General features: G+C 57.6%; 10 protein-coding genes and 1 riboswitch. Of the genes, 2 read left to right on the top strand and 8 right to left on the bottom strand.

Annotation, left to right across the window (positions count from 1 at the left end):
• Nucleotide 1: 1 nt before the first annotated feature.
• A complete protein-coding gene (locus H9L05_RS00150; RefSeq protein ID WP_187732539.1) occupies nt 2-634 on the bottom strand; it encodes a hypothetical protein in 633 nt (210 codons plus the stop codon).
• Nucleotides 562-1,044 carry a hypothetical protein gene (locus H9L05_RS00145; protein WP_187732538.1) on the bottom strand — a complete coding sequence of 161 codons (483 nt, stop codon included), beginning with the start codon at nt 1,042-1,044 and terminating at the stop codon, nt 562-564. The genes H9L05_RS00150 and H9L05_RS00145 overlap by 73 nt, the downstream gene beginning before the upstream one ends.
• 827 nt (nt 1,045-1,871) lie before the next feature.
• On the opposite strand from H9L05_RS00145, the gene H9L05_RS00140 reads away from it, so the two are divergent.
• Entirely contained in the window at nt 1,872-2,690 is an 819-nt protein-coding gene (locus tag H9L05_RS00140; protein ID WP_223284626.1) for an alpha/beta hydrolase, read from the top strand.
• Between the two features lie 79 nt (nt 2,691-2,769).
• Here the strand turns inward: H9L05_RS00140 and H9L05_RS00135 are convergent, their stop codons facing one another.
• From H9L05_RS00135 to H9L05_RS00110, 6 genes are all read right to left on the bottom strand, one after another.
• The gene (locus tag H9L05_RS00135) at nt 2,770-5,463 is read right to left on the bottom strand and encodes a M14 family zinc carboxypeptidase (protein WP_187732536.1); all 2,694 of its coding nucleotides are present in this window, start codon (nt 5,461-5,463) and stop codon (nt 2,770-2,772) included.
• Between the two features lie 163 nt (nt 5,464-5,626).
• Entirely contained in the window at nt 5,627-6,982 is a 1,356-nt protein-coding gene (locus tag H9L05_RS00130) for a RagB/SusD family nutrient uptake outer membrane protein (protein ID WP_187732535.1), read from the bottom strand.
• A gap of 13 nt (nt 6,983-6,995) precedes the next feature.
• Nucleotides 6,996-9,299: a SusC/RagA family TonB-linked outer membrane protein gene (locus H9L05_RS00125; RefSeq protein WP_262892667.1), complete on the bottom strand. Its 2,304-nt coding sequence runs from the start codon at nt 9,297-9,299 to the stop codon at nt 6,996-6,998.
• Entirely contained in the window at nt 9,197-9,823 is a 627-nt protein-coding gene (locus H9L05_RS00120; RefSeq protein ID WP_187732533.1) for a TonB-dependent receptor plug domain-containing protein, read from the bottom strand. The genes H9L05_RS00125 and H9L05_RS00120 overlap by 103 nt, the downstream gene beginning before the upstream one ends.
• Nucleotides 9,724-10,035: a carboxypeptidase-like regulatory domain-containing protein gene (locus H9L05_RS00115; protein WP_187732532.1), complete on the bottom strand. Its 312-nt coding sequence runs from the start codon at nt 10,033-10,035 to the stop codon at nt 9,724-9,726. The genes H9L05_RS00120 and H9L05_RS00115 overlap by 100 nt, the downstream gene beginning before the upstream one ends.
• Nucleotides 10,036-10,594: 559 nt before the next feature.
• Nucleotides 10,595-10,686: riboswitch (SAM riboswitch) on the bottom strand.
• 343 nt (nt 10,687-11,029) lie between these two features.
• Nucleotides 11,030-12,673 (bottom strand): tetratricopeptide repeat protein, encoded by a 1,644-nt coding sequence (locus H9L05_RS00110; protein WP_187732531.1) that lies wholly within the window; start codon nt 12,671-12,673, stop codon nt 11,030-11,032.
• A 174-nt stretch (nt 12,674-12,847) separates the two neighbouring features.
• Between H9L05_RS00110 and H9L05_RS00105 the strand changes: the two genes are divergently transcribed.
• Nucleotides 12,848-13,000 (top strand): hypothetical protein, encoded by a 153-nt coding sequence (locus tag H9L05_RS00105; RefSeq protein ID WP_187732530.1) that lies wholly within the window; start codon nt 12,848-12,850, stop codon nt 12,998-13,000.
• Nucleotides 13,001-13,051 lie beyond the last annotated feature (51 nt).

Here is a 13,051-nt window from a genome sequence, read left to right as displayed (position 1 = left end):
ATTAAAAGCCCACGGCTATCTGAAACGATACTCTATCTACCGCCGTGGCTCGGTGGCTTTTTATGCGCTGGTATTCTAACTTGACCACCGCCAAGTAGTTGAGTTCATAACGAACTCCGCCCGTGAAGGACTGCACGTTGCGGTCCGAGAAATACACTTCCTCCTGGCGGTACTGAATATCATCTACCCGGATGTAAGGGATGATTTTATCGGTCAGCCGGATACCCGCGTAAGCGTAGGAGGCGATGGTGTTTTGCCTTCCCAGGCTATCGGCTTTGTTTAAGGCCATGCTGCTCTCGGCTAGCAACTCATATTTCTTCGTGAACACAGAGTCATTGTAGGCGAAGGAAGCGGTCAGAATGTTTTGGTTGATTTTGGCTAGGGCCCGGGTGCTGATGCCGCCTGAGTGATTGTGCAGCACACTTCCTTTAGAGATAACATCATGATAGAGGGAAGCACCCATACGCCATCCATCCCTGGGCTTCACGTGCACCGCAACGGTCAGGGACTTGAAGCTGTTGTTGTCTAATAGCTCTCCTGACCCCAGCCCGTTGCCCACCATCACGTCGTAGCCGAAGCGGAGCGCCCCCAGATTCTGCCCCTGTAAGCTAACCCCCGTCGTGTGCAGAGGCACGATGCCTTGGGCAAACAGCAAGGGCCGGTCGATTGTGGGGAAAAACACCCGGCCATGATGGTAGGTATCATTCCAGTAATTGACGGGGTGTGGTGCTTGCCAATCAGGAAGCTGTGATTACCCGCATAATTGTACTTGAGGATGATGCGCTCAATGCTAATGGCGAAATCAGTGGGAGAGGCCAGCGAAAACTTAAACACGGTTTCGCCCAGAAAGGATAAGCGCGGCGTTATTTCCGACGTGATAAATAAGTCCTGCTCACCCAGGCCAAAGTTCACTTGCCCTTTCTGGTAAGTAGCGTAGGTGTCTACGAATCCCCGAATTTGGGTGCGTTGCGCCGCTAAGGGATGGACCCAACCCAGCAGCAAACCCACGACGAATAGTGTAATCAGAGTACAGTTTCTAATCATACTTGAGACTTTGACGAATGCTGGGGATGATCTGAGGTACCGGCGAGCAGCGAGGCTCGCTGACTTTATCGCCGCTCACTGGTTCAGGAATAAATAGGGGCATTGTCTGCGGCCATATAGCCCGATCGGGATACCAACCAGAAGCAGGCGGGGGCAGAAAAGCGCAGTAGCTAGGACTGGGGATCGGTCTTCTAGCCTCTGACATCGTTCTTGGAAGTAGGCAGCTTCATAGTACAGTGATAGATGGTCCAAGCAGGACTGGATAAAGGGGAGCTGCAAGAGGAAATAAAGGCTTCGAAATCTGACTAATAAGGTATTAGATAACTTTTAAAGTTACTTTATTTCTTCCTATTTTATTAGAAATAGATTGCGCGCCGTCGAATTTAAAATAGGAGTATCTATCTCCTTGTTGGGGCCCTGCGCACGCTTCGGTACCTGCTAGCTGGGAGAGGATCAAGCCTTAGAGGATGATTAATAATATCACGACCTCACTTGCATCCTCTCTGCCCACAACTAAAATCAACCTTCCGGAAAAAATCTTATGACTGCATCAGCGACCCACCGCAACCCTGGCAAGGGTACCACATCTTTTCCGACGTTCCCGCCGGGATTGTTCACCGACTCAATTTTGGCTTCTACTGCAATTCTCATTGCTAATGCAGTGGCTACGCTATTGTTCCGGTAGCCATCGCAAGAGAAAGGGCTAGAAAGGCCGATCCCTGTGGTCGTTGGTAAAGCAGTTTCGTTAGAGCACCTTCTTAAGTCAAAGCAATAGGATTCAGTCTTGTCCCGAGTTCAAAATGAAATATACCTTTCTACTTCCGCTTATGCTCCTGCTGCTAGGCGTCGTTTACAGCCAACCCACCGCCGCGCAAAACCAGGCCGCCCCGCTGACGATAGGGCAGACCTTTACGCTCGTCTCCAGCGCCCTTGGGGAAACCCGCCGCATCAACGTGTACCTGCCACCGGGCTACGCGGACTCGGCAACCATGCGGCTGCCGGTTCTGTACATGCCCGATGGCGGCATGGCAGAAGATTTCCTGCATGTGGCTGGTCTGGTGCAGGTTGGCACCGGCAACAACACCATGCGGCCATTTATTGTGGTGGGCATTGAGAATACGGAGCGGCGGCGGGATACGACCGGGCCCACCACCAACGCCGAGGACCGGAAAATTGCCCCCCGGGTAGGTGGGTCGGCAGCCTTCCGCAAATTTATCCGCACGGAGCTGATGCCCGCCATCCGGCAGCGCTACCGCACCACCGCTGAGACTGCCATCGTGGGGGAGTCTTTGGCTGGCCTGTTTGTGGTCGAAACCTTGTTGCTGGAGCCCGACCTATTCGATACCTACGTGGCCTTCGACCCGAGTTTGTGGTGGAATAACAGCCAGCTGGTTGCCCAGGCCGACAAGATATTACGGACTTATGCCGGACCGGCGAAGACACTATATGTAGCCTTCAGCAGCGACACGGAAACGGCCCCCACCACCCAGCGCTTTGCTGCCATCCTGAAGAGTGCGGCCCCTGCCAAGCTTACCCACTACTATCAGGCGATGCCAGAAGAAACGCACGCCACCATCTATCACCCGGCGGCGCTGCGAGCTTTCCGAATCGTGTTCAGGCCCCGCAAAGCAGCCCCGACGAAATAGCCATCTATCCATCGGCTGTGTTTCTGTGTCAGCGAATCCAATAAAGTGTTATGAAACAGCCCGATACTAAGTTTTAACTCTACTCTTCCTCCGCCGAAATGCTAGCCGGGCCTTCGGGCAAATTCAGCAGCGGCCCCAGCAACAGGGCGTTGGTGAAGAGGCGGGCCGTACCGTGCCAGTAGTGACGGAAGTTGGGGTCGTCGGCGAAAAGGATCACCCGACCGGCTCCTACCTTGCTTACCACAATCGCCGCTGAGTTGCTGATCTGCTTCAGGTTAGCCTTTGATACGTAGCCGCTGACCAGCGGCGTAGCCGCGTACTGAGCCACGGTGGCGTAGGGGTTGCGGCTGGGGCGCAGGAACGTGGTGCCATTGCGGAATACGTACAAGCGCCGGTCGGTGAGGCCGAAGGCAATGGGGTTGGTCAGGTCCACATCAGCGCGGTAGATGGAGCCGGCAATGGCGCGGGTGCCCTCGTGCTCCTGATCGACAAAATCGGTGCGGCGCGAAGTCTGGGGTGCAGTGCTGGCGGTCTCCTTGCCCTTTTTACCTGCTGTAGTTGGGGCCGTGGTGGCTGTGCGCACAGCCGTGGTATCGACCCAGCCGCCACTGGCCGGAATCAACAGCTTCTCCTTGACGATGCCTTGCTTAACGGCCCATTCAGATGCGTTCTTCAAAGTAATAAGCGTGCCGCCCTCCTGCACCCAGCGCCGGATTTTGTCCACAGTTACTTTGTCCAGCGCGCCATAATTGCCCCCCACGAGCACTAGGCTGGTGTAGCGGCCCAGCGGCGCCCGACTCACATTGCTTACTTCTATCTTACTCAAGGGTAGCCCCAAATGCTGGCTGGCCACAAACCAAGCTTCGCCGACTTCCGAGGCCGTGGTGCCCGCCCCAACCAGCATCGCGGCCTTCGCTTCGGGCACCGTGCGCACGTTGTTGGAACCCAGGTCGATACCACCCACACTAAACCCAGTTGTGACGCTCGTAAACGTGACCTGCGCCTGCTTGCTTACCCGGCTCAATACCTGAAATACCGAATCGGCCGGCAGCTTCTGGCCTGCCACTGGTACTACCACGGTACCATAGCCAAAATCGGTGGGTTGAGAAGCCGAGCCGGCGCGGAATGGCTTAAAAGCAACCTTGGCCGTGACGCCGGCGCGCTGCAAGGCTACCAGGGCTTTCGGGGCGTTGTAATCGGTCCAGGGCAAGAGGTAGGCGTAGCTACTTTTGCCCCCCAGCACGTTGCCAACCAACGCTTTGGGCGTTGTGATGGGCGCGCCCTGCACCAGGCTCGTGTTTTTCTGCTTGCTTACCGGCAGACCGTAGGCGTGGGCCTGGCTCCAGCCAGTTACGTCGTAGAATACGCTGTCATGAAACGTAGTCAGCTCTTCAAAGAGGGAGTTGACGATGCGATATTGCGGTTGGGCGGTGGGCACTACGTAGGTCTTGCCCTTCTCAAACGTTTGCTTATCAAGCGTTACCGTTTTACCCAGCTCGTGCACCTGAATTTTGTGCTGCAAGAGCAGGTCGAGGAAGCGGTTGGTGAGAGTTTCGTCCTTCGCACTTCCAAAAACGTAGGCTTTGGTCGGAAACTTCTTGGCGGAAGTCAGCGCCGAGGCAAAAAACTCGCGCTGGTGGCGCAGATACAGATCTTTCTCCTCAACGGCCCCTCGCACGGTGGCCAGCCCCGTAGCCACGTGGCTGCGAATGGTAAAGGGAAACGTCACGACGCCATTCGTGCCTTCCTGAGCCAGACCGCGGGAGCTGCCCACCTCAAACGTGACGCCCACACCGCCCTGAAAATCAGGATAGGTGGAGCCGTAGATGGGCGACAGGTTATCGAACTGCTCTTTGGTCCAGTATAAAGCGCCGAGCTTATCCAGGGCCTGGGCGTGATACTTGGCCAAACGCACGTTTAGCACCTCATAAGTAGCACGCGGGATCAGGTCGTTTTCGGTGCTCAGGGGCTTGGTGGGCTCAAAATAGTACGTGCTGTTGGTGCCCATTTCGTGAAAGTCAATCATGACATTGGGGTACCACTCGTGCAGAAACGCCATGCGGGCCCGGCTTTCGGGCTGCGTTAGCGGCAGCCAGTCGCGGTTCAGGTCAGTGTAAAAATGGTTGGTGCGCCCACCGGGCCAGGCCTCCGTATGCTCCCGGTCCAGCGGGTCCGTCACCACGGGCCACGACTTACTCTGGTCAAACCAGTGTGAGGCCCGGTCGCGCCCGTCAGGGTTTTCCAGCGGATCAATCGTGATGACCGACTGCTCCAGCCACTGTTGGGTTTCGGGGCTGGTAGAGGCCGTGAGGTAATAAGCCGTAAGCAGGGCGGCTTCCGAGCTGGAGCTTTCGTTGCCGTGCACGCCGTAGTTGAGGCTTATAATCACCGGCAAACGCTTGTAGTCGGGCGCGGGCTGGCTGGGGTCAACCAGAGCGCGGCGTTGCTGCTGCAACTGGTCCAGGTTCTGCTGGTTGGCTACCGTTGTAATAGTGGCCACCACTTGGGGCCGCTCCTCAAACGTGTTGCCAAGCACCCGCAAGCTCACCTTATCCGACACCCGGTCCAGCTCCCGCAGGTAGGCCACAATCTGGTCGGTGCGGGTGTAGTGCGAGCCAATCGGGTACCCCAGAAACTTCTCCGGCGTGGGAATGGCCGGGTCGAAGGAGCCCGCTGCCGCTTCAGGGAAAAAATAGCTGTTTTGGGCCGCAGCCGGCGTCGCTAAGGCTAATCCCAACGTCAGGAGCGCCGCCGAAAAGTATGTTTTGATCATGGAAGGTGTAGTTGAAAGAAGATGCGGGTACGGATAAATAAAGGCCGTCATGCAGAGCGCAGCGAAGCATCTCACGTGCTGATGGCAGAGTAGTAATCCAACTAAACACGCGAGATGCTTCGCTGCGCTCTGCATGACGGGCTATTGTAGCATTGTAATTTATTTAATACCCTGGGTTCTGTTCCAAAGCGGGGTCGGCTACTAAGTCGTTGAAAGGCAATGGGAACAGCCAGCGGCGCTGATCGGTGACACCGAGCACGGTGCCGGCACGGCCGGTGCGCACAAGGTCAAACCAGCGGTCAGCTTCAAAGGCAAACTCTACTTTACGCTCGTTTTCGATGGCCAGCAGCAGCTGGTCGGCGGTAGTGGCGGTGCTGGCTGGCACGCCGGCGCGGGCGCGTACGGCGTTCAGGTCGGCCAAGGCCTGCGTGAGTTTGCCTTGGCGGGCGCGGGCTTCGGCCCGAATGAGGTACTGCTCAGCCAAACGGAGCACGTAGCTAGGGTCGTCGCGCTGGGCGGAGCGGCTGTACAGGTTGCCATAGGTTACGTTGGCTCCGGCAATGGTGGTAGTAGCCAGCAGCGCCGAGCGATTGCCCCCCACTGCTGGGTCGTTGAGCAAGGCAATAGCCGTAGGCACGGGCTGGAAGTTAAATTGCCCCCCAAGCGCGCTGGGAAACCAGTTGTTCCACATGGTGTTCGCGTCGGAGTTGCTGAACGTTAGTTCCAGCACCGATTCCCGACTCAGAAATGGCGCCGTCGAAATGGACCGGTAAGGCGTCACCAGGCTGTAATTGGCATTGCTGATGACCTGGGTAGCATAGGTTTCGGCCTCGGCGTACTGCTGGCGGTAGAGATGAAGACGAGCGCGCAGGGCGCGGGCGGTGGTTTTCACGGCGCGGTTGCGCGTGGTAGCGTCGGGCAGCAGGGTTTCGGCTTCGGTCAGGTCAGCCAGCACCTGGTCGTAGGTTTGGGCCTGGGTGCTGCGGCCGATGCCTTGGCCGTTTTCCTTGGTGCGGGTGGGGGTGAGGATAAGCGGCACCCCGCCCCAGCCCCGGCCCAAGTCAAAATAAACCAGTGCCCGGAGGAAATGAGCTTCGCCTAGCAGTTGATTTTTCTCGGCCGCGGGCAGCAGCGGGTCATTTACGTCGGGCACCGCCGCCAATAGGTTATTAGCGACGTTCACCGCCTGATACATCTGCGTCCAGGCTTCCGTAATCAGCACGTTGTCGGCGCTGAGCTGGTTTTGGTCGATCTGCAAAAACTGATTGAGCGTGCCGTTGAAGCGCACATTTTCGCCGGGCAAAAAGCCCAGCACGGGCCAGTTGAGCTGGTAATACGCCTGCACCCGGTCGTAGGCGCCGATGGTGGCGGCGCGGGCACTGCCGGCGTCGGTGATGGCCTGGTCGGCGGGTAGCTGCTGGACGGGTTGGGGCTCCAGCAGGTCGTTGCAAGCGGATAGGCTAAGACTAACGGCCGCAACCTGCGTCGCAAATAAGAGGCGATATAACGTATGTTTCATGACGAGCAAAGGCTTAGAGTCCGACCGTGAGGCCTACCTGGAAAGTGCGGGGCTGGGGCACAGTGGCCCAGTCGAAGTTTTTGGTGTTGGCTACGCCTCCCTGGGAGTTTACTTCTGGGTCGAGGCCGGAGTAAGGCGTGATAGTGAACAGGTTAGCGGCCTGCACGTAGAGGCGCAGCGAGTTCAAACGGGTTTTGGCCACGACTTCTTTGGGCACACTATAGCCCAACGACAGCGTGCGCAGGCGCAGGAAAGAGCCATCTTCGAGGTAACGGTCGCTTAGATTCTGCACCACGCCGCCGTAGTTGTTGCTGGCAGCGTTGGTGGTGAGGCGCGGAATGTCGGTCTGGTCGCCGGGTTGCTGCCAACGGTCGAGCTGGTTGGCCAAGTAGCCAATGTTGCTCTGGGTGCCGCCGTGCACAAGGAAGAAGCGGTTCATGTTCATGATTTTTGCTCCCCGCTCAAAGTTCAGCGTGAAGCCCAGATCAAAACCCTTGTAATTCACGGAGTTGGTGAGGCCCCCGAAGAAATCGGGCCAGGCCGTGCCCACCAGCTGGCGGTCGGCCACGGTGATGGCGCCGTCGCTGTTCACGTCTTCGTACTCCGCGTCGCCACTTTCGGGGTTCACGCGGGTTTGCTTATACAGCCAGAATGAGTACAAAGACTGGCCTTCTTCCAGCCGGAAAATATCACGCGAGCCAGCTGTAATCGGGGCGGCCAGCTTCTCCACTTTGTTCACATTGCGAGCGATGTTGAACGTAGTGCTCCACTGCACCGCCGACTTGGGCAGCCAGTTGGTCGTGACTTGCAGCTCTACGCCCTTATTGCTGACAGCGCCGTAGTTTTCTACTACTGAGGAGAAGCCGATTTTGCGCGGCACGGGCACGTTCAGCAGCAGACCGGAGGTGTATTTGTCGTAGTAGTTCAGCTCCAATATCACGCGATTTTGCAGCACGGCCGCGTCGAGGCCCACGTTCCACTGCTCGGTGCTTTCCCAGCTCAAATTGGGATTAGCGAGCTGCAAGGGCGTGGTGCCGGGCAAATCGAGGTAGTTGGCGCCGCCCTGCACCAAGCCCAGGGAAGCGAAGTCGCTGATGCCGGCTTGGTTGCCGGTGCGGCCCACGCTGGCACGCAGCTTCAGCTCCTCAAACACGTTCAGGTCCTTGATAAAGTGTTCTTCGCCCAGGCGCCAGCCCAGGCCCACGGCCGGAAAATAGCCCCAGCGATTGTCGGCGCCGAAGCGCGAAGAGGCGTCGGCCCGCACGCTTACGTCGGCGGTGTAGCGCTCTTTGAAAGAGTAAGTTGCTTTGCCAAAAAACGACACCAAACCAGCCTGTGAGCGAGCCGAAGATCCGGTTTGGGTGGCCGAGGAAGCAATGGTAGGCAGGTCGTTGCCGGGGAACTGCTGGCCGGCCAGGGTCGTGCGCTGGAAGGTGTTGCGCTGGAGCGTATTGCCCACCAATGCCTGTATAAAGTGATTTTCGCCGATGTTGACCGAGTAGTTCAGCGTTTGCTCATTGAGCAGCGTAATGTCGCGGGAGAGGAAAGAGGAGGCGGTGCCGCGGGGCTGGCCAGCCAGGATGAGCGTGTTGTTGAAGTTGTTCTCGTACATGTCGTTGAAGTCGATGCTCCAACTGCTACGCAGGGTCAGATTTGGCTGAATGCGGTACTCGCCATACACGTTCGAGATGACGCGGGTGCCCACCGCGTCGTTATCAAGGTTGTCGATGAGGGCTTGATGATTGTCGAAGGAGCCGTACTTGGCGTAGCTGCCGTCGGGGTTGTACTCCGGCAGGTTGGTGCGCGGAAACAGGGCCGAATTGATGACGCCGACGGGGTTGTTGTCGTTGCTGCTCACGTTGCGCTGAGTGCGGGTGAGGGCCGTACTCGTGCCGATGCGTACCTTGTCCGTCACGGAGTTATCCAGGTTTACCCGCAAACTGAAGCGGTTGAACTTACTGGGCCGCGCAATAGACTCCTGGTCAAAATAGCCCGCGCCAATGTAGAATTGCGTTTTGTCGGAGCCACCGGCTGCCGATACTTCGTAGCTCTGGGTGCGGGCTGTGCGAAACACATCGGAGAGGCGGTCGTAGGTTTGCTGCTCTTCCGGCAGTCCCCGGCCTCCGTCCGCTACGGGCCGATAAGGCAAGAGCGAGGGGTTGCCGCCATCGTTCAAAAACCGCTCATTTTCGAGGGTTGCCAGCTCTGGGCCGGTCACCAGCTTGTACTGCTTGGGAGCGTTGGATACGGCTTGATAAGTATCCAAAGTGATACGGGTTTTTTCGCCGGCCTTACCGCGCTTGGTGCGGATGAGCACCACCCCATTTGCCCCCGCGAGCCGTAAATGGCCGTAGCGTTGGCGTCTTTCAGAATCTCGATGCTCTCGATATCCTGGGGGTTGATATCGGCCAAAGGGTTGGATGACACCTGGTTGCCGAGGCCGGTGGCAATCAGGTTGGTGTTATTGATAAACACGCCATCCACCACGTAAAGCGGGTCGTTGCTGGCATTGACGGAGTTGCTGCCCCGCACCCGAATGAAAATGCCGCCGCCCGGCACACCCGAGTTGGCTGATACCTGCACGCCGGGCGCTTTGCCTTGCAGCAGCTGGTCGGGGCTGGCGGCGGGCACGTCCTTGAGTGCGTCGCCTTTTACGGAGGAAATGGCGCTGGTCAGGGCCTTGCGGTTTTGCTCGCTGTAGCCCGTTATTACCACTTCCGAGAGCTGCTGCACATCCGATTTCAGCGCCACGCGCAGCTCGCCGCCGGTAGTGCGCACCTCTTGCCGCACATAGCCGATGGCGGTGATAACCAGCGTGGCCCCGCCAGCGGGGATGGGCAACGAAAATTGCCCCCAGGGTCGGTGGAGGCGCCGGTGGTCGTGCCTTTGATTATGACCGTGACGCCCGGCAGCGGACTTCGGTCGGCGGCGTCGGTGATGGTGCCGGCTACGGTTTGGGTGGCGGGCTGGGCGGCCGTAGTTTGCGCGAATCCCGTGGTAGTGCCCGCCAGCAGGACGGCGGCCGGCAAAGCCAGAAAAGTAGAAGATTTCATGAGGAAGAAGTAGAGGATAAGGGTTGAATGAACCCATCTGGCCGGCCTCATTTTGCCCCTAGCCAACCCGCGCTGCTTAGGGGCGCACAGATGCTGAAGAGGACGAGCAGGCAGTAGCAGTAAGTGGATTTTCGCCCCTGGCGCGCCGCAAACAAAGCTTTAGTGGCGCGTGCTTTCTTCCTCGCGGCCCAACTTGTGCACAGCTGGGCTTAGCACTACCGCGAAACACGCAGCAGCTTTTGACAAGGAAGGTTGGGGCGGAGCCAGCCTAAAACCGGGGGCCGAAGCGCGAAGACGTTCGGGGCGGAATGGGCAAGCGGGCGGGGGCTGCGGGCGCTGCCGGATGGATACAGGTCGGCGGGGCTGCTTTGCGGCGCAACGCTACCTTCCTCGGCAGTGGATTAGCAGAAAAAACAGAGTCTTTCCCGGCGTTCTAGCCGACCACACCCGCCATTGGCGTACCAATGGCACAACAACACATCATACAACACCGATGCTGTACAGCAACGAGCGTGGCGGAGGAAGCGGGGGTACTGGGGGAGCTTTTCACGGCAATTTGTTTTTATATGGTCAGGACTTGGCACCGTTCCAATTGTGTTGGGGGTTGCCGGCGTTTCGTCGAGCCTGTCTCTCCACGCCTCTGTATAAAAACAATCCTTTTAGTGGGAAAGAATTGATACTGTAAAGGTAAAGACGCGTTTTTCAGAAACGCAAATTTTATTCTGCGCCAACGCTTCGATTCGTTTTTAAACTAAAAGCCTGCGTCAACCTCAAAACCTTTATTGCGCGCACTAATGCCAATATTTGCCCCCAGCAACACGGGAAGGCAGGCATTGCGTCGGGTCAAAATAAGTCGATAATTTCCTCAGTGCACCCTGCCTATTGCACCTCAGCCTGATCGAAAAACGTCCCGGTCGTTACTTCATATCATGGTTTTTCTGAGGCTAAACCGTCGTATTCAACTGACTATTTTAACCCGACTAGTACCCGATTATCAAGCCGTTTTTGCCCCCAGACTTGGTGAATTAGTAGTGTGAATGCTGGGTGACGCCTGACTTTGTACGAAGCGCCGTACTTCCGTGAGTTCGGTTCGGGTGGCGCTTGCAGCGGCCACGGAAAGCAATTGCTGATAATAGCTGCGGGCCTTGCTCAGCTTGCCAGCCCGCTCGGCCGCAAGCCCGGCGCTGTAGAGTCCATTAAATCGTTTGGGATGTTTCTGCAGATTGACCTCGTACGCAGCTAAGGCCTCGCCTGGGCGGTTCATCGCTAAAAGCATATCTCCCAGCAACTCCCGAGCTGGCAGCACTTCGCTGGGCGTGACGGGGTGCTTTTCTGTGCTGTCTTCCAGGGCCGCAGCGCGCCTCATCAGCGCTTCCGCCTCCTCTAGCTTGCCTTCCTGCCACCGCATCCACGCCTCACCCGTCGTCAGCTGGACATGCACTTGCTGGGCTTTGTACGCATCTTTTTGCTGCTTCAGAATGGTTTCCAGGCGCTGCAAAGCCGCCCATTCTGCCTGGGCGGCGGCCTTGTTGTCGGTATGCACGGCGCCCAGCAACCGGGTAAAGTGAAGAATGGCCCGCTGCCAGGGAAACTGCTCCCACGGAACAAGTGCGCCGGGCACTTCCAACGCCGCTGCCTGCTGCCACTGCCGGTTTTCTAGTACATACCGAGAAGGAATAGCCGCATAAGCATAAGCCACTTTGAAGGAGAGAGGCTCGACGGCAGTAATCGATTGCAGGTAGGTCCACTGTTGCTTGGCGCGCGGGTTGTCGCCCTGTTGCAGATAAGCATACATAAGGTAATCCAGACCGTGCAGTTCTTCGTCCCAATGGCCCTTTAGGCCCGCCTGCTCAGCATAGCACTGAGCGGCAGCCACTGAACCAAGATTCGAGGCTACCGCTTCATTCCAGAGCCCCAGGCGGGTAAAAATATGCGAGGGCATGTGCAAGGCATGGGCTGACGATGGTGCCACCGATGCGTATTTGCGCGCTGCGGGCAAGGCCAGCGGGGCCAGCGCCGGCACATCATAAGCATGAATGAGGTAATGAATAATACCCGGATGGTTGGGGTATTTCGGTGCCAGCGCCGTGAGGAGGCTGCCAGCCTTTTTGAGCTGAGCAAACGTTTTGTCGGTCGGATCAGCGGCGGCCGTCAGGGCCAGGGCATACAGAATGGTGGCTTCCGGATCGTCGGGGTAGCGGGCGGCAAGCTTTTCCATCGCCTGGGCAAAGCGCAGACACCGGGGCCGGTGGCCGACCGTCGCCCAATCTTGGTAGAAAGCGGCTAAGGCATTGATGTATGCTGCTTCCTTTGGCGAGGAAGGCGGCAGGGCTTGCGCGATGGCCAGGGCGTTGGCGCCCTTCCGTAGCTCAGCCTCGGAGGGAGGCGTCCAGAGCGGATGAAACGTGCTCATGGCCACGCCCCAATAAGCCATCGGGCAGGTTGCCTGCTCACTGATGATGGACGCAAAGACTTTTTCCGCTTCCTCATATTCAAAGGAATGCAGCAGCTTTAGGCCTAAGGCAAAGTCGTCCTGGGTTTCGGTGCGGCAGGCAATGGGAAAGGTTAGGGAGCCAAGCTGTTGATTCGGCGGGCCGCAGGTAATGAGCTGGCCGGACCTAAGATTTAGCTTATTCAACGCTTGGCGCGAGGGCGCAGCTTTTTTCTCCTGGCACGAGCAGCAGAGCAGAGAAAGTACAAGGCCTGGGGCCAACAGTGACTGAAGCCAATAGGGTATCATGTGCTACTCCGACGTTAGAGTGGACTATGTAAGTCTTACATCTGCACTGTAGGGCCTGCGGACTGACTAAGGGTGAAAATACAACAAATCCTTTGCAGGATATGGCAGAAGGAAATAGGTCTGTTGCAGGCCAGCTTCCTGAAAGCCCATTCTGATACCGATTTCGTGCGCATTTGCAAACCCGCCAACGACCGGCCAGCCTCGACGGCTCAGCAGCTGGAATAAAAGCCCCCAGAGGTAGCGCTGCCGTTTGTGGGGGGCTTTTTTAGCTGACGA

This window comes from Hymenobacter qilianensis (assembly GCF_014489555.1).
Taxonomy (GTDB): domain Bacteria; phylum Bacteroidota; class Bacteroidia; order Cytophagales; family Hymenobacteraceae; genus Hymenobacter; species Hymenobacter qilianensis.
The sequence above is the reverse complement of the archived record's forward strand: the minus strand, read 5'-3'. Positions and strand labels throughout refer to the sequence as shown.